10 protein-coding genes are annotated in these 19,774 nt (G+C 30.5%); 8 read left to right on the top strand and 2 right to left on the bottom strand.

Translation table 11 applies throughout. The features are described from left to right. Positions 1-18 precede the first annotated feature (18 nt). The 5 genes from AC2GW8_RS08810 to AC2GW8_RS08790 all read left to right on the top strand — a co-directional run bounded on the left by AC2GW8_RS08810 (position 19) and on the right by AC2GW8_RS08790 (position 15,670). Positions 19-8,649 carry a LamG-like jellyroll fold domain-containing protein gene (locus AC2GW8_RS08810; protein WP_440879506.1) on the top strand — a complete coding sequence of 2,877 codons (8,631 nt, stop codon included), beginning with the start codon at positions 19-21 and terminating at the stop codon, positions 8,647-8,649. Between the two features lie 9 nt (positions 8,650-8,658). Next, entirely contained in the window at positions 8,659-9,588 is a 930-nt protein-coding gene (locus tag AC2GW8_RS08805; RefSeq protein ID WP_440879505.1) for a hypothetical protein, read from the top strand. Positions 9,589-10,394: 806 nt separating this feature from the next. Further along, a complete protein-coding gene (locus AC2GW8_RS08800; protein ID WP_440879504.1) occupies positions 10,395-11,432 on the top strand; it encodes a bestrophin family protein in 1,038 nt (345 codons plus the stop codon). 287 nt (positions 11,433-11,719) lie between these two features. Further along, positions 11,720-15,097 (top strand): DUF8818 domain-containing protein, encoded by a 3,378-nt coding sequence (locus tag AC2GW8_RS08795; RefSeq protein ID WP_440879503.1) that lies wholly within the window; start codon positions 11,720-11,722, stop codon positions 15,095-15,097. 81 nt (positions 15,098-15,178) lie between these two features. Further along, positions 15,179-15,670, top strand: a complete 492-nt coding sequence (locus tag AC2GW8_RS08790) for a hypothetical protein (RefSeq protein WP_440879502.1) — start codon at positions 15,179-15,181, stop codon at positions 15,668-15,670. 110 nt (positions 15,671-15,780) lie between these two features. On the opposite strand, the gene brnQ is transcribed toward AC2GW8_RS08790, so the two are convergent. After that, entirely contained in the window at positions 15,781-17,064 is a 1,284-nt protein-coding gene (gene brnQ, locus AC2GW8_RS08785; RefSeq protein WP_440879501.1) for a branched-chain amino acid transport system II carrier protein, read from the bottom strand. Between the two features lie 37 nt (positions 17,065-17,101). Between brnQ and AC2GW8_RS08780 the strand changes: the two genes are divergently transcribed. Then, positions 17,102-17,872 carry an alpha/beta fold hydrolase gene (locus tag AC2GW8_RS08780; protein ID WP_440879500.1) on the top strand — a complete coding sequence of 257 codons (771 nt, stop codon included), beginning with the start codon at positions 17,102-17,104 and terminating at the stop codon, positions 17,870-17,872. 69 nt (positions 17,873-17,941) lie between these two features. After that, complete coding sequence (upp, locus tag AC2GW8_RS08775; protein ID WP_440879499.1) at positions 17,942-18,595, top strand: uracil phosphoribosyltransferase; 654 nt, start codon at positions 17,942-17,944, stop codon at positions 18,593-18,595. A gap of 1 nt (position 18,596) precedes the next feature. Here upp and AC2GW8_RS08770 read toward each other — a convergent pair whose 3' ends face one another. Then, the gene (locus AC2GW8_RS08770; protein WP_440879498.1) at positions 18,597-19,412 is read right to left on the bottom strand and encodes a hypothetical protein; all 816 of its coding nucleotides are present in this window, start codon (positions 19,410-19,412) and stop codon (positions 18,597-18,599) included. A 132-nt stretch (positions 19,413-19,544) separates the two neighbouring features. On the opposite strand from AC2GW8_RS08770, the gene AC2GW8_RS08765 reads away from it, so the two are divergent. Next, entirely contained in the window at positions 19,545-19,763 is a 219-nt protein-coding gene (locus AC2GW8_RS08765; RefSeq protein WP_440879497.1) for a DUF6341 family protein, read from the top strand. The last annotated feature ends 11 nt before the right edge of the window (positions 19,764-19,774 follow it).

Here is a 19,774-nt window from a genome sequence, read left to right as displayed (position 1 = left end):
CACATGAGTTTTAGGATTATGAAGAAAACGCTAATTTTTTGGCGATTGTTTCCATGTATTTTACTTACGATTATTTTTAATATAGGTATCATTCATGGGCAATCAAATAGTGAAGGAGCAAAGTTTGTTCAAACTTCAGTAAGTAAAAATAATGTTAATGATGGTGAGTATACTGTACAGGTTGGAAACCCTATATTAGGGAGTTTTTCCAACTCGCAAAGAAATGTATCACCTATCGATATTCGCTTCCCATGGGGGGTTTCTTACATATATGATACATTTTCATACGATAGTTTTGAGGTGTCTAAAGGGTATTATAGTGATAGAATCTCTTTAAACTGGACAATAAAAAGTAATACTGATAAAATTGAATCAATCAGAGTGTCAAGAAGAGAGTTAAAAACGATTGAGGAATCTTTTACTGTTATTAAAAACCTTCCTTCTAATGCTACTGAATTTGATGACTTTCGAATCGAAGGAGCTAAATTATACGAATATAAAGTAGAAGCGATCGGTGTAATACCAAGCGGAGAAAAAGAAGTTGAAGAAAAATCATTTGTGCGTGGTATTGGATTTAGAACTCCTAACGCAATAGTCTCTGGAAATGTGAATTTTGAAGGAGGAAACCCCGTAGCAGGTGTAACTTTAGATGTAAAGTCTACCAATGGTTCAAACATAGCTGTAAGAGGTCCAGCTATATTTATACCAGAAAAGGGTCAGTTAGATATAGACTATACAAGTAAAACCATAAAAAATGCTTATACTTTTCAAGCTTGGGTAAAACCAGGTTCAGCATTTACTGATCAAGATAAGTACATGACTCTATTTGTCTTAAAAAATGGTAGTGAAATGTTGCATAAAGAGATAAAAACCAAACTATGGTCTGGAAATAACAATTATCTTGAGGTTGATGTAGATGGAAGTATATTTAAGCTACATAATTTCATCCCTGCGGGAGTCATTAATATGCGAGGAGAAGAAACAATAATACCAGTATCTAATTTCAATACTGAGTATACTCATATTAGTGTAGTTGCAAAACAAGGAGAAGCTCCTATGTTATTTATTAATGGAATTGAGATTTCTCAGGACGATGAAAATATCCAATCATTTAATGATGTTTATTTAGGTACTAACCCAAAATATAATGGACCGGTCTATTCTGTAGAGGTGTCAACAAAACAGGTTAATTTATTAAACGAGAGAAATGAAATTATAGAATGGAACAAAATGTCTTTTGGTGTTACTGACACAAAAGCTTTCTTTTTAGATGAATTACGATTATGGAATAGCACGTTAGACCAAACAACTATTTACAATGATTATAAGAGATATATAAAAGGAGACCATGAAAATTTAATTTCATATTTTAGATTTGATGAAGGGGTAGGCATAAATGCTTATGATTTATCTCATCAAGGGTTTAAGTATAATGGAAATATTGCGAGCTTTCAAAATGTTGATAAATTTGATAAAGAACACAATGTACGTTGGGTTACTAACCAGCAAGATTTACCAAGAGTAAACAAACTAGGTATTTTAGGCCTAACAGATAGCAACGGGAACTATATTATAACAGGAATTCCTTATGAGGGAGATGGACAGTCTTTTGAAATAATTCCTAGATTAGGAGTTCATGAGTTTTCTCCTAAGCAACAGTTGGTTGTATTGGGGGAGCAAAATCAAATCGCTAATCAAATAAATTTTACAGATATTTCATCTTTTACATTTAAAGGAAAGGTGTTATATGATACAAGAGGAGTATTCCCTTCCTATGTTGATTTAAATAGTGTAGGTTCTAATAAACCTAATTTTCAAAATTTAACAGATGGTGATGAATATATAAAAGGCCCAGGTATTATTGATGAAGGCTACAATTACTATTTAAAAGGAGATACTAAATATAGTAAAGGTGATTATTGGTTAAACGATGCAGGTACTCCTGATGATAAAAATGATGACTATCTGGAGCGTTATGCACGTATTGGTCTTGAAGGAGCAAATATATATGTTGATAACAATATCGTATTGGACAAAAATAATGTACCAGTTGTATCTGATAGTGAAGGAAATTTTGAAATTCAGGTTCCTATTGGAGATCATTTTATAACGGTAAAAAAATTAAATCACGAATTTGAATATGAAGGAAGATTTCCTGCAAATCCAGATGAGTTTACTGAGTTTTTTCAAGATAGGGAAGAACAAGTAACTTTTATTGACAAAACAAGGGTTGATGTAGTAGGAAGAGTTGTTGGGGGTTCTATTGAGTCTGAAAAAGAGATTGGTTTTGGCTATGATGGTACTTATAAAGTTCCATATACAGATTCAGATAATATTGAGCATGAGATAAACATTAGTTCTGTAAATAATATAGGGATAGCTAATATAATTTTTGAGTATGCTCCACTAGGAGCCGCTGCAACGGATTATACTAAATTTAATTTTTCAACAAACTCTGAAACTGGAGAATACAGGGTAAAAGTTTTACCTTTAAATTATACTGTTAATCAGTTGAATGGAGTGAAGATAAAAAATAATAATGCCAATATTTCTATTTTAGACGCTAATGAAACAATTAACGTGCCAGCGACATCTGCAGTGATAACTCCAAGTTATGAACTACCAGACGAAACAAAAATTACAGAAAAGGGGTATCATTATAATTTTGATTTTATATATCGATCTACTCCGGTACTGAGAGTTATTGACCAAGAGACTGAGGCTACTATAGAAATTGATAAAAATGGAACCAGAATTAGCACAGAAGGTTTTGAGTATCCTGTATATGAACAATTCAAGTATTATCAAATTTCGTTAGAGCGCTTTGAACCCTATTATAACTATGATAAAAATAGTGAAGGTGACGAGTTTAAAGTTCCAGTGGCTGACGGAGAGTTCGTTATCAAAAATAATTTGGCTTTACCAGATTCAGAATCTACAGAAACAAGTGAATCTGATGATAAAATTATTATTTATAAATTTAGAGGAGGAAATCCTTCAATTACCCCACCATTTACAAATACTTTAAGTATCAAATATCGTATTAATGGAAGTGAGTATGAAGCTCAAAATTATCATAAGAAAGCTGTGCTGTTAGGAGGGCAGTCCGATGGGAGTCAGACTTTTGTTACCTCTGCTCCGGATACTCCAGATATTATTTTAAGAGACCCACCAGGTTCACATAGTTCTGCTACGATTGAAAAGGGAGAAACAATTAGTTTTACTGTAGATACAGACTTTACTTATGGAGGTCTATTGAATGAAGAGATTACAGTTAAAGCTGGTGTGAAATTTGAAGTAGGTGGAGGTTTGGCTGGACCTGTTATAGAAAGTGAAGCAACAAATAATATTGTTACAGGTATAGGTTTAACTAATTCTAGCACCGATGGTACCAGTTTGACAAAAACATATACTTTTAATCAGTCAATATCGACGAGTGGAGAAATAGATCGTGTAGGGGCAGATGCAGATTTATATATAGGGCAGTCAAAAAATTATTTTTACGGAACCTATAATAATATACGAGCTAAAAGCAGTAATAATGGAGAAGGTTATGAACTTACCAATAAAAGTGGAGAAAGTGCATTTATAGGAAAAGAAAGAGCTGTTTATTTTTCAGAAGAACCTTCAAATACCTTCTTTGTTTATACTCAAAAACATATTCTAGAAGTTTTAATTCCAGAGCTTAAAGAGATGGTTAAAGGAATTGATAATGGAACAATTGATCCTAAAGAACCAGGTGTTTTGTCTAAAGAACAATACCAAGATCAAATTAAATTATGGCGTTCAACAATAAGAGAGAATGAACGTATCAAGTACATGGTCAAAAACGATAGAGAGTCATATAGAAAATCAATGGTTGCCTCTATAGATACGTATATTTCAAAAATTAATAAAGCTTTAGATGATAGTAAGCATCCTGCCACAGAGGAAATATTAAAAAAGAGATTTATGCAGGCAAATCAGCTTTCTGAATTAGTTGAAAAGAATTTCGAAGATAATGTTTCTTTTGTTGCAGGAGCTGGAGAAATTACAAGGTCTATCGAAACTACTGTCTTGAATACTAGTTCTAGGTCAATTAATTTAAATACATCTCAAGAATTTATAGCAACATTAGGTTTTGCCGTAAATACAACAGGGGTGTTATCTGAGACAACAATTGGTCTTGAGCAAGATATTTTCACAGAGCTTACCCAAGAGGATGAATCGACAACAACCATTTCTTATACCTTATCAGATTTAGATATTCATACACTTTTAAGTGTAGATATTGTTGATCCATTTGATGGGAATGGTCCTGTTTTTATGACTCTTGGAGGAAGAACTTCTTGTCCATATGAAAAAGCTACTAAGTCATTGTTTTATGATCATGAAACCTATGATCAAGACAGCGAAGAGATTAAAGAACTTGCCGAAAAGGATAGAGAGGACCTAAGTTATGGTACACAACCAATTGAGGTTCCTGTAATTACCGCAGAAGTAGTGAGTATTTCTAATATTCCTGAAAGTAATAAAGCAGAATTTAAGATATTACTTGAAAATAGAAGTGTAACTGAATCAGCTACACACATGGTTTTGAGTGTGAACGAAAATACGAATCCTCATAATGCAATCATCAATATAGCTAAAAATGGTCTTTGGTTTTATAATTTTGAACCAGGAAAACCAACAGAGTATGTTGTAACAATTGAAAAATCAGTTTCTGATATATATGACTATGAAGATATTGAGATTGCTTTTGAAGGTGAATGTAACACGCCTTCGGGAGATAGTAATGCAGCGACGATAAAGCTTTCAGCACATTTTACACCGTCTTGTACCAGTGTTGATATTAAGACACCATTAGACAAGTGGGTTTATAACCTTTCTGAAGCATACAATACTGATCAAAGTACCAATCCTTTACAAATCAGTTTGGGTGATTATAACACGAGTTTTTCTAGTTTTCAAAAAATTGATTTACAATATAGAAAAAAAACCTCTTCGACTTGGACAAGATTACATACATATTATAGTACAGAAGCCTTTTATGATGATGCAGTTGCAAATAACGAAAATGAGATTTCATTAATTGATGGAGCTAATACTAGTTATGCTTGGGATGTTGTAGGTCAAAATATACAGAATGGAGAATATGAAATAAGAGCAATTAGTACATGTACTAACAACACAGAATATATATCAGAAGTTGTTTCAGGTACCATTGATTTGATCGCGCCAAGACTTTTTGGTTCGCCAAGTCCTAGCAATGGAATATTAAACTTTGGAGATGATTTAAAAGTTCATTTTAATGAGCCTATCGTGTATAACCCAGCAGTTAGTTTAATAGAAGTTAGAGGAGAAACGAATGAGCAGAAAATTGATCATAGTGTTTCTCTAGCATTCAATGGGGCTTCTAATACGGTGCTTATAGAAAACCCATCTATGCTTAACGGAGATTTTACATTAGAGTTTTGGATGAAAAATGATACTGAGTCATCAGCAACTATACTATCGCAAGAGGGAGGTGTAGAAATTAAGCTTAATGAAAATAATGGGAATAAAAATTTAGAGTTCAAATTTGGCAATGAGGTTGTTTCTGGAGTTATAAGCGATAATGATAATTTATTCCACCACTACGCATTTGTTTATAATAGCTTAAACAATAGTATAAGTATATATCAAGATGATCGCGAAGTTGCTACAGCAGACACACCTACTGATCTAAGGTATAACTTTACTAAAGATGTTGTTATAGGAGGGAATACTTTTAAAGGTAATATTCATAACCTAAGACAATGGTCTAAGGCATTAAGCTTAGCGGAATCTACTTCAAATATTTATACAAATTACCAAGGTAATGAACATGGTTTGATTGGTATTTGGCCAATGGACGAAGGTATGGGAAATTTGGCAAAAGATTTGGCTAGATTTAAGCATGCTAAAGTAAATACTTCTTGGGATATTAAACCACGTGGTACATCATATGGATTCGGTAACGGTAGATACTTAACTTGTGACAATGTTAATTTTGTGCAAATTACCAATCAAATGAGTTATACATTAAGTTTTTGGATGAAAACAGATGTATCTCAAAATGCAACAATATTCTCTAATGGACGCGGAGATAACAGTGAAAATAATACGGTAGCCGTTAATATTAATACGAATGGAGTATTATCGTTAGATAACGAAGGGAATTCATATGTGCTAACTGAAAATCATAATGTCGCTGACGGGAAATGGCATCACGTAGCTATATTGTTAAATAGATATGGTAATCTAAATACATATCTTGATGCAGAATTAGTATCTACTTTACCTAGTAATGAATTATCAGGTTTTTATGGTAGTAATATTTGGATTGGAGCCAGAGGTAAATTTGTCCCAAATTCTACCCCTGAAATTGATAATCATTTTGTGGGATACGTGGATGAAGTTCGTTTATGGAATACATTACGTTCTTATGAACAAATTGACAGAGATCGTTTTAATGAGGTTGATATTAATCATTCTAGTTTGTTATTGTATCTACCAATGAATATGCCTGATATACCTACAGGAAATGGACCGAGATATTATCATAGAACATCAAATTTGCAACATACCAATAGTTTAAGTATTTTAAGTGATGGTAGTGTAAACTATTCTAATGATGCACCGCCTATTAAGCCGGCAAGAAAAGAAGTCTTGTTCCAAGTAACTCGTGTAATTAACGAAGATGAAATGATTATAGAACCTGTAATCAATGATAAATCTTTGATAGAGAGGCAAATACTGGATATAACAGTACATCGTATGTTTGATGCAGTTAATAATATGCAACAGTCACCTATTACTTGGTCAGCTTTTGTAAATCAAGATCAATTAACTTGGACTATTAATAATGAAAAAGAAATAGTTCAAGAGGAAACCAATAAAGGTGATAAAGCAAACTTTGAAATTAACATTATAAATAGCGGAGGTACACCAAGAGATTTCGATATTACAAATGTTCCTGATTGGTTATCATTGTCTCAAACTAATGGAACTATTCCTCCTTCGAGCAGTATTACAATTCAAGGAAGTACAAGCTCTCAATTAGGGGTAGGAAATTATGAGGAAGTTTTATACTTGAATTCTAATTACGGTTATGATCAAAATATTCAGATCAAATTAAATGTTAATCCCGTAGGTCCAGACTGGAATGTAAATCCTTCAGATTACCAGTTTGCCATAAATATTGTAGGGAAAATTAAGATAGATAATACTTTTTCTTTGAGTACTAAGGATAAAGTAGCTGCATTTATTAATGGTGAAGTAAGAGGGGTTGCCAGTTTAGTATACGATGATTCCTATCAAGATTACTTCTTATACTTAACAGTTTATTCAAATCAATCTGAAGGGGAAGCAATAAATTTCAGTATTTGGGAGGCTTCAACAGATATTGTTTATCCTGCTACTATTGGGAATAGTTTAGAGTTAAATTTCGAATCAAATCGAATTTTAGGAGCCAAAAATAATCCTGAAGTGTTTAAAAACTCTGATCTGGCATACCAAAATATTAAGTTTAGTAGTGGTTGGAATTGGGTTTCTTTTTTCCTTGAGGATGAAAAATTTGCAGATTTGAACAATCTTACGGTAGATTTAAGCTTAAGTAATCAGGATAGAATTTTAAGTCAAAGTCAAAATAATGGACTAGAAGTGTTTGATTCTACTACTGGAGAATGGTCAGGTTCTATAACAAGAAATGGAGGTTTGAGTTCAAATCATATGTATAAAGTTTATTTAGCAAAAGATAATAACTTAAGAACAGTTGGTCCAAAGGTTAATTTAAACACATGGAGTTTTGATATTCAAAAAAGATGGAATTGGCTTCCTTACATTGCTAATACAGCAACATCAGTGAAGCAAGCGTTAGCAAACTTCCATCCGCAAGAAGGAGATGTAATAAAGTCACAACACCATTTTGCTATTTATGATAATTTAAGTGGATGGTCAGGGAATTTAGAGTTTTTACAACCAGGTGTTGGGTATATGTTGTACTCTTCAAATGAACAAGAAAATTTTACGTACCCTTCGTACATTGCCTCAAGACGTGCTAGAACTTTCAAAATTTCCAATAAAAGTTATGTAAGAGCCAATAAATATCAAAAGTATAAAGGTAATATGAATGCGGTAGTTGAAATTCCTAAAGAATATTCAATATTAGAGATAGTAGATAAAAAAGGAAACCTAAGAGGTGAAGCGAATGAAATATTTATAAACAATAAAAGATTGTTTTTTATGACAATTTATGGTGAAGATACTAATGAAGAGTTAGTTTTCAACCTAAAAAATTCATTTGAAAAAGCTCCTAGCAACACTATTTCTTTTAAGGAAAATGATATTCTAGGAACTATTCAAAAACCCTTGGTTTTAAAGAAAGAATCTGAAATTATAAATACAGATTTACTTGTATGGCCGAACCCATTTGAAAAGAGCTTGAGTGTTAGACTTTATAGTCCAAAAAAGAATAAAGCTCAGGTTCAAGTAGCCTCATATATAGGATCTATTGTTTACGACAAAAAATTTGATCTAAAAGAAGGAAGTAATGTTTTGACTCTTAGCTTAGACGATTTATCAGATGGGGTATATCAAATGAAGATTGTTGTAGGTCAGAAAGTTTATATGAATAGTCTAATTAAATAATAGAGTTTCATGATGAATAAAATATGTTATAAAATAGCTTTACTGTTATTATTTGTAAATTCTTTACTATTAAAAGCCCAGTCTTCTTTGGACTGGGAGGTAGAGAATGGCTATCAGTATGATATGTCTGTAGTTGCGTTTTTGAATTTAAACGGAAAAACACTCAATAGTGAAAACGATAGAGTCGGAGTCTTTGTAGGCGATGAGTGTAGAGGGGTAGCGAATCTTATTAAGGCTGGAGTTGAGGGTAAATATTATGCTTATTTACAAATTTTTTCAGATGAAGATAACAAAACCATGAGATTTAAAATTTATGATTCAACAAACGATAAAATTATTGATGTAAATAAAACTTTTAAATTTAAATCAGGAAGCATTCAAGGAGATTTAACACAGGCTTATAGTATTGCTGAGCCTGAGTTATTATCAGAAGCAGAAATTATAAGCTTTTCTTTACAAGATCTTAGATCGTTAAGTTATGATTATAATGCTAGCAATGGTACATTGACCATTGATGTTTTTGATACAAGTGATATAACAAGTTTAGCACCTATTTTCGAATTAACACCTTTGGCTGAAATTTTTTATAAAGGACAAAAAGTTGTTTCGGGAGTAACAGAAATAGACTTTACGAGACCTATAGAAGTTTTCCTTAGATCGCCGGATCAATCAAAAATGAAAAAAATACTAGTTACTATTAATAAAGTTAACATTGCGACGCCTCGTTTTTTTAGAAAGCACGTTGTTTGTGATTATAAAGGAGTCATAAAAGTTGTTTATGAGTTAGAGGGGGAGCAAGTAAGCCTAGAAAAAAATGGTGCTAATGTTAGAAATTCTGTTATTTCAAATAATGAAGTTATTTTTGATTCACTAGAGCCAGGGCTTTACCAAGTAAAAGTAAATAATGTAGTAAAGTCTGTAAGAATCGAATCAAAGTAATGTTTTACATAATTTTTTAAAAATGAAAAAAATAAAATATATACTTGTTCTCTTAATAATGATTTGCGCTTTTATAAGTTGTGGAGGTGATGATAAACAAGAGAATATATGTCAAGCTACTCAAGGTGATTTTGAGGAAGTATTATAAGAATATTTCGTAAAAATATATTAAAAATGAGTTTATAAAAAGAGGGGTAATCTCCCTCTTTTTATATTAAGCAATAGGTGGTTGTATTTTCTTTAATGATTGTTTTTTTATAAAATGTACTTATTCATAAAGAAAAATACAATGTTGTCTTATTTTTATCTAATACAACTATAATTATTAATTGCTTTGTAGCTAAATTGAAAAAAGAGCACCCTCAATCCATGTAAAATGGGACTTCAGGTGCCTTTTTGAAGGGAATCAAAGTTTTATAAAACAACAATTATTTTAGGTTGTCGTCTAGTTAGATGCTTTAAATTTTAAGAAGTCACATAAATTGGGTAAACTGTTAAAAAAAAGTTAATCGTTAATAGACAGGTAAACTATTAGAAGAAGTAATTTTCGTTTAAAAAGCTATCTAAATAAAAAAGAATGTTTTTTGAAATAGCAGTTATAGTTTCTGATAATCAATATTTAAAAACGAAAAAGGCAAATGATTTTCTATTCATAAAATAATGTTTTACTTTTTTTTTAAGATATAATTATAATGATTGAAATAGTTAAGAATATTAAAAAGCATTACAGAAAGGACACTTCACAATTAATTACTTCGTTATTAGTAGATTTGTAACCCTTAATAAAAATTCAACATTAATTAAATATGTATACAAAAAAGAATTTTGGTTTAGTATCTATTTTAAGATTTAGTGGAATACACTTAATATGGTTAACAGTATGGACTTCTTTTGTCGCAGTACTGTATAGATTTACACACTGGGATTGGTTAGTTATTCCATGGTTACCTTTATCGCTTATTGGTACAGCAGTAGCTTTTTACGTTGGTTTTAAGAACAATAGTTCTTATGATCGTCTCTGGGAGGCAAGAAAAATATGGGGAGCAATTGTTAATGATAGTAGAAGTTGGGGAGCTACCACAAGAGCTTTCATAAATAATCTTTCAGTAAATAGCCCTATTTCAAAACAAGAGTTATATGGTATTCATAAAAAATTAATTTACAGGCACATATCATGGTTGTATACCTTGCGTTGTCAATTGTTAACACCTACTCCTTGGGAACACATTAACCAAGGTTGGCATTTACGAAGAACTACAGAGAAGAGAATAAGAGAAGGAGGTGTAGGGCTTTTTATCGATGAGGTTACTAGTCAAGAATTAAACATGTGCTTGGAAAAAAAAGAAAAGGATAGGTTGTTAAAGCACACTAATACAGCAACTCAAATTATTGATCAGCAGTCTAAAGATTTAGCAGACATCAGGTCAAGAGATTTATTAGATAACTTTAGACATGTAGAATTACAAAAATTACTACATAATTTCTATACTTATCAGGGACAATGCGAGCGAATAAAAAAGTTTCCATTACCAAGGCAATATGGTAGTTATAGTTTCATATTTGTTGCTATATTTTTATTCTTATTACCATTTGGTATTGTCTCGGAATTTGATAAACTCGGAACATTTGGAATTTGGCTTTCTATTCCATTTAATATTTTAATTGGATGGGTTTATCTTATGATGGAGCTTATAGGAGATTATTCTGAAAATCCTTTTGAAGGACTACCTAACGATGTTCCAATGCTATCAATTTGTAGAACTATAGAAATTGATTTAAAGGAAATGCTAGAAGAAGAAACAATACCTCCACAAATAAAACCCAAAAAAGGTATTTTAATGTAAATATATTAAGCAAAGTAGCACTAAAGGAGTGCTATTTTGCTTTTATTCATTCAAATTTGGATAGGGTAGAAAGATTTTCTATGTAAACTAATTATTTCTTGGTCATATTACCCTTTTAAACGGTTAAACTTAAGTATTATCTGGTCTCTTAATTTAAGCAATACATAATGTTATTTCTATAGCCGTGAAAAATACTAGATATTAATTTTATAAAAAATAATGATACAGTAAATTGATTACATCAACTATATTGTAATCTATTGATGGAATTGCTACATTACTGTATTATGTTTAGTAAATTTTTTTGTGTTTTTATACTAGTAATTATAAATAGTTATGCTCAAAGTATATCTGAAGAGTTTCGTTCAAAAGAAATATTTGTTGTTAATGATACTATTCAAATCGATAGTATCAGTATTCAAAAAGAGGGTTTTAAAATTTTAGATTTAGGAAAGAAAAAAGAGGTTATTCCGAAAAGTGAATACAAAATTGATTTTATTGCTTCTCAACTTGTTATTAATAAGAAAAAGTATAAGGAAATTATTATTGAATATTATCGATATCCTGACTTTTTGACTAAAACATATGTTCCTTTTGATAAGGGACTAATTGTTGCAAATAGTAAATATACAGGAAAGTTGTACAGTGAGACAACCAATAAAAAAAATAATGATTTTGTGTTTTTTGATGGTTTACAAACATCGGGGTTTATCACCCGAGGAGTTACTACTGGAAGTAACCAAAATGCAGTTACTAATGCCACATTAGATTTAACAATATCAGGAAAGCTATCAGATAAAGTAGGAATTAGAGCAAATATTTTCGACACAAATTTTCCATTACAACAAGAGGGATATTCACAAAATATTACTGATTTCGATCGAATATTTATTGAACTGTATAGTAAGAGTTGGAATATAAAAGGAGGAGACTTAAATTTATCAAATAAAAATACTTATTTTTTGAATTTTGAAAAACAAGTTTCAGGCATTGAAATAGGGACCAAGTATAGTAAATATTTAAATGCTAAATTTTCAGGAGCCATCGTAAGAGGAAGATTTTCAGTATTTGATTTTATTGGTTCTGAAGGGAATCAAGGTCCTTATAAAATTTATGGGACTAATGATGAATCAGCTGTTATTATGGTTGAAGGAAGTGAACGTGTATTTGTAAATGGTGTTGTCATTGAAAAAGGAGAAAATAAAGACTATACCATAGATTATAATTTAGCAGAAATTAAGTTTAATACAACGTATCCAATAACGAATGATATGCGTATTCGGATTGAATTTCAGTATGCAGATAGAAACTATACACGATTTATTACTTATGGAAATACAGAATATAAAAATAACTCTTTTTCAGTAGCAGGTTTTTTTTACAACGAAAATGATGTTAAAAGCCAAACTGTTCAACAAAATTTAACAGATGCTCAAAAAGAAATATTGAAAAATGCTGGAAATAACCCCGATAAAATGGCTACTCAAAGTGCCTTTATTGACGAGTTTTCCATAAATAAGATTCAATATAAGAAAATTCTGAGAGGGACTAAAGAAATTTTTGAATATACTACTGATGATAACAGTGAAGTGTATACAGTAACTTTTACAAATGTTGGAGAAAACAAAGGAGATTATCGAGTAAATGAAATGATTGCTTTAGGAACAATCTATAAGTATGTTGGTGAAAATTTGGGAGATTTTAATCCTGTTGTTAAACTGAGCGCTCCAACAAAACTACAAATACTAGCATTGAATTCTACTTTTAAACCATCTGAGAAAATACAACTTTCTGCTGAGTTAGCCATTAGTGATAACGATCAGAATTTATTTTCAGTAATTGATAATCAGGAAAATAGAAGAATAGCCACTAGAGTTAAGTGGGAACAGCAAATAGTAAATAAGACTTGGAATATTTCTGGTAAATTAAATTACAAGTTTATTCAAGATAAATTTCAAACAGTACAACGTTTTCAAGCTGTTGAATTTAATAGAGACTGGAATTTAGAAAATAGAATTGGAAATCAATCCGAGTTAGGAGCAAGTGTAATATTTAACAATAAAAAAAACACAAAAATAGCGTATGATTTTCAATATCTTACTTTTTCAAATAATTTTTTAGGTTATAGACAAGGTATTGAGACTAACATAAAAAAACAAAAAATCAATTTTTGGCTAAATGCAAGTATGTTAAGTAATATAACTAGCTTAATAGAAGGTAATTTTTACAAGGTAAAATCAAAAATTAAAAGAAGCTTTAATAAATCTTGGGCAGGGTTAGCCGTGAATTTTGAATCAAATCTGCGGAAATTATCAGAAACTAATTATTTTGATAGTTTAAGTCATCGTTTCAACGAAGTCGAAGGAGTATACGGAATAGGAGATTCTGTTAAAGTATTCGCAAAAATAGGGTTCAATTACCGAACAAATGATAGTATAAAATCAAATGTTTTTAAACAAATAAATGAACGCAAGATGTTTTATTTAAAAACTAAACTTATTCAAAATAAAAGAACTAATTTATCAGTTTATACAAACTTTAGAATGACTGATAATAAGTTTGAAAAGAATGAAATAGCACTTAATTCTAGAGTGGTCTATAATCAGCATTTTTTTAAAAATTTTTTGAAGCTTGGAGCTCTTTATGAAACAACTTCTGGTAATCTTGCTAGACAAGATTTTGTTTATATAAAAACAGAACCAGGTCAGGGGTATTATATTTGGAATGACTATAATAAAGACGGAAAGCAACAAATTGATGAGTTTGAAGTAGCTCAGTTTCAGGACCAGGCAATTTATTTAAGAGTTGCGCTCCCTAATATACGCTTTATACCTACGCAGCGTTTAAATTATAAACAATCCATAACTTTAAACCCACAAAGATGGGAGGTTAAAAAAGGAATAAGAAAACTAATATCTCATTTTTTCAATAATGGTTATTTTTCTATTTATAATGAGCAAGAAAAAAAAGAGAAAGGTTTTTGGTGGAATCCATATAAAATTAATCCAAGTAATTTATTAAGTCTTTCCTACAGTATCAGAAACAATTTTTATTACAATAGAAATTTACAGAGATATAGCTGGGTTTATACTTATGGAAAGTCTAAAAATAAACAACAGTTTTCAGTTGGAAGTCAAGAAAATACTTCTTTAATTCATCAATTAAATTTTCAACACAAACTGACATCATTTTGTGCATTCGAAACACAAGGTGTATTTTCAGAAAGCCGTCTACAGACAGAGAATTTAGTTAATAGAAACTATCATATTAAAACAAAAGAAATTAGACCCAAACTAACATTGTTTTATAGTAAAGATCATAAGCTTTCTTTTTTCTATAATTTGAAGAAGAAAGAGAATTTTGATTATGGTACAGAAAAGTTGAGGCTACAAAAGCTGGGATTATCTTATTTTTTATTTTCGCGTAAGAATCAGTTAAAAATAGATGTAGCTGTTTTTTCGAATAAATTTTCTGGTAAAACAAACACGCCTGTTAGTTATCAAATGCTCGAAGGATTACAAGTTGGAAATAATTATACTTGGAGTTTATTTTGGAATCAAAAGTTAACATCAATGTTAAATTTATCACTGAACTATTTTGGTAGAAAAAGTCAAGAGACAAACACAATACATTCGGGAGCAGTGCAATTGAAAGCTATTTTTTAAGTATTTTTGTGGTATAATAATTGCTTAATTACAAATAAATAAAGTTAAACAAAACGAAACATAAAATTCAAAAACTAATAAATGAAAAAAATAATTGTAGCTTTTTTGTTGTTTGCAGGATCATTTGTAAATGCTCAGCAAGAAATAAAGGTAGATTTAGCAGATGCAATCATATTCAAAACATTAGAGCTTTCTTATGAACACTATATTAGTGATCAATCGTCTGTTGGAATTTCTGCGCTTTTCAATTTTGAAAAGCAAAACGCAGATTTTAGATATAATGAAAATGAGGTGTTTACTCCTTATTTTCGTCATTACTTTACGAGTAGTAGAAATTGGAATCACTTTGGAGAGGTATTTTTAGCAATCAACTCAGGTAAAAAAGAGTTGAATAATGGCTTTCTTAGAGAGTATACTGATGGCGCTTTAGGAATTGCTGTAGGATCAAAATATATCTCTAACGGAGGTTTTATTGTTGGAGCCTATGCAGGATTAGGTAGGAATTTATTTACTTCTGAATCCTATGCAGTTGTACCAAGGGTTGGAATTAACGTAGGATATCGATTTAATTAGAAAATTGTTAATCTGAAAAATATTTAATTATTAAAATTAATAAATGTTTTTATCAGTGCTACAAAATCATGCTAATTTTTTAAGCATTGTATCATAAAAACGTCTCCCTATTAAGTGAGACGTTTTTTATGCTGTAGGTATTCATAAATACTGACTAAAGCGAGTGAGATAAAAGCAGGAAGAACCCAACCCAAATGATTGTTTGCAAAAGGAATAATATTAGTTATCGAGGTAAGTATATTTTTATTAAAAAACTGTAAAAAGTCAGGTAGGCTAAAAATAAAAGTTATTATCGTTACAATTTTAAAGTTCATTGAGCTTATATTTTTTGTAGGCAGTACATTTAAAATAATTAACATAATTGTTATTGGATAAATTAAACGTAATGTAGGTGTTGCAAAAACAATAATTTTTTGAACATCAAGCTGGCCCATGACTACACCCAAAATAGATCCAATTAGAGCTGTTATAAAATAAGCTTTGGAAGAATTTTTAAATAAACTTTTGAAATAGTCAGCAGTACCTGTAATAATTCCTACAGCGGTAGTAAAACAAGCCAAAGCAACTAAGATTCCTAGAAGGGAGGTTCCTATATTACCTAAAGTTTGCATACTCAATGAAGATAGTATTTCTGATCTCGTGGCTTCTTCTTTAAAGGTACTGTTAAATAAGGCACCATTAAAAATAAGCCCAGCATAAATTATCAATAAACCTACACCAGCAATAAACCCAGCTTTAATTATAATTAATTGTTTTGATTTGAAAGAGGCTTTCTTTTTAAAGTTGATTGAAATAACTAAAACTCCACCAACAATAATAGCTCCAATAGCATCAAATGTTTGATAACCTTCTAATATACCGTTAACGAAAGGAGTTGCTAGTTTGCTATCTAACATATATTCTGGAGGGTTTAATATTCCAATGAAAATAATAGTTAATAAAATAAGAATGATTAAAGGAGTTAAAAATTTACCTAAAAGCTCTAATACTTTTGATCTGTTTAGCGCAAAAATAAAGACTAATGAAAAGTAAGTTAAGCTAGTAATAATTGAGTCAATTTCGAAGTAAGGAGCAACGGCCATCTCATGAGTTACAGAAGCTGTTCTGGGTGCAGGTAGAACAACAGCTATGAGATAAACGATAACACAATAAAAGTAGCTAAAAATAGGAGAAACTTTTTTTCCAAAATCATACATGCTTCCTTGGAGTTTTGCATGAGCAAGAATACCTAAAAAAGGAATAATTATTGCAGTTAGAAAAAATCCGATAGTAACTAAAAACCATGTGTCTCCGGCATTTTTTCCCAATGAAGGAGGGAGTATGAGATTTCCGGCTCCGAAAAACATTGAAAATAAAGCGAATCCAATTATAAATGTTTCTTTAATTTTGTTCATAATTTAACAAATTTATTTTTGCCGAAAATAGGTTAAAATGATTGCAAAATATAAGGAGACACACGTTTTTTATACTGATAAAGGAAAGGGTCAGGTCATTGTTCTGTTACATGGGTTTTTAGAAAACCAAACTATGTGGAATAAGATTTCAGAAGAGTTGTCAAAGAGAAATAGAGTTATTGCTGTAGATCTATTAGGGCACGGTAAAACAGGAAATATAGGCTATATTCATTTGATGGAAGAAATGGCTCAGGCAGTACAATCAGTTTTGAAGAAAAACAAAATTAGAAGGTCGTATTTTATAGGGCATTCAATGGGAGGTTATGTAGCATTAGCGTTTGTAAATTTATACCCTAAGAATGTTAAAGGTATTTGTTTACTGAATTCTACTTCGCAAGCCGATTCAATTGAAAGAAAGAATATACGTAAAGGAGCAAATGAGGTAGCCAAAAAACAATTAGGTAAATTAATTAAACTGTCATTTTCTAACTTGTTTGCAAAAGATTCAAAAGAGGTTTTTTCGGAAGAAATTAAAGATGCTTTACAGCAAGCTCAGAATACATCATTAAGAGGTTATATTGCTGCAAGCTCAGGGATGATGTTGAGGAGAAATAATGAAGAAGCCTTAATTCAGGTTGAAAAAAGAGCAATCATTGCAGGGAAAAAAGATCCTGTTTTAAGTTATGGTAGTATTCTTAACGAAGCTGAAAGAACTCAAACCCTTCTCATTGAGTTTCCTAATGGGCATATGAGTCATATTGAGGACAGAGAACCTTTGATAAAATTTTTAAAAAAATTTGTTAAATAATTTTAACGAAGATATGATATTTTACAAGAAGCTTATTAATTTAGCCTACTTACGCAAAAAGAAACAATAATGAACATATATAATAAATCTATAGAAAATTCTATTCTAAATAAATTCTTAAGCGAAATTAGAGATATTTCCATTCAAAAAGATGCCATGCGTTTTCGAAGAAATATTGAACGAATAGGAGAGATTTTAGGATATGAGTTGAGTAAAAATTTAGAGTTTACAAAAATTACGACTACGACTCCATTAGGAGAAAAGGAAATTAATGTTCCCACTAATGATATTGTATTATGCTCAATTTTGAGAGCTGGTTTACCCTTACATCAGGGAGTTTTAAATTATTTTGATAATGCAGAGAATGCATTTATATCTGCTTATCGGAAGCATCAGTCAAACGATGGAGAATTTGATATCGTTGTAGAATATTTTGCTTCACCTTCTATCGAAGGAAAAACCCTAATTCTTATTGATCCGATGTTAGCAACGGGCAAATCCCTAGTAGCTGTACTAAAGGGAATTCTAAAGTATGGGACTCCTAAGAAAATTCATATTTTATCAGTAATAGGATCATCTGAGGGGGTTGCATATGTAGAGAAAAATTTCCCTGAAAATACCGATTTGTGGATTGCTGTAATTGATCAAAAATTAAACAATAAGGGATACATAATTCCTGGTTTAGGAGATGCCGGAGATTTAGCGTATGGTAAAAAGAAATAATTCAAGTTAAAATTTGGATAGCTGAAGCTGCTAGGAATAGTAAAATAAAAACATCGGCAAGCAATTTCTTTTTTATTAATTCAATACCATTAGCAAGTATAACAGAAATAGGAAAAAGTAAGTATAAAAATTCAATTCCTGTTCTTTCTGAATTTTGAATAAAGACTAACAAGGATAAAAAAAGATGTGTCAAAATAAGAATCCAATTTTGTCTAGACTTATCGAGAATGGCAAATGTTTGAGGTGATTTTATAAGTATGGAAATCAATGTAAATATTCCAATGATAACACTGGAAAACAAAAAATTACCCGAATTGTAAGGGCTAAAATCTAGAGAAATCTCCCATGAAAACAAACTAAAAAAATGTTCTGTTTGATTCAATACTAAATTATATGTATAAAATATAAATACTGGGGTTATAAAGCCAAGAATTGGAATAATCAGAGTACGATAGGTAAGTTGGTTGTATAAATAAATAGCAATATACAAGAGTAGTATAAATGTTAAAGTATGTGGCTCAATAATAAATAAGATCCCTGACCAAAGACCACCATCAAATAGTTTTTGATATACTTTTTTGGAAGATTGTAAGCTGTAGACTTTTCTAAAAAGAAATAGGCAGAGTAAATTGTTATAAAAAACAGAATTAATTTGGATGTATTTAATGAGAAACCCAATGAGAATAACATAAAATAAAAAAGCAAAGCTATTATCTTTTGCAAGCTCATTTTTTAAAAGAATAAAGTTATAAACAGAGAAAGTAATTATGAAAATAATAGCTTCTTTACTTGCATTTAATAACGAAATATCTTTCAAAAATAAACTGATACCAAAGTAAACTATGAATAGTAAAAAAAGTATCACAAAATTAACAGGTTTAGATTTACTGAAAAAATTGGCTAGCATTGATTGTTTTTATATTTTTGCAATTGTAAAGATAAGCAAGTTATGTTAGGATTAAATATTTTTAAATTAATTGAGGATGTATTTGGAATGTTGTTCACGCCATTTGAATGGATTCGTCTTACCTTAGCAAAAGGAGGCGCTGGATGGTGGGTTTCTAACGCTATAAACTGGTTTTTTTTAGGGATTCTTATTTTGTTATTGAGTTACTGGATGGGGCAAGCACTAAAATTTAAGCGTGAAGGAACCGAAGATAGAGCCTAATTCTTAAATCA

The organism is Tenacibaculum profundi (genome assembly GCF_057162725.1).
This window is presented reverse-complemented; position numbering and strand designations above follow the sequence as displayed.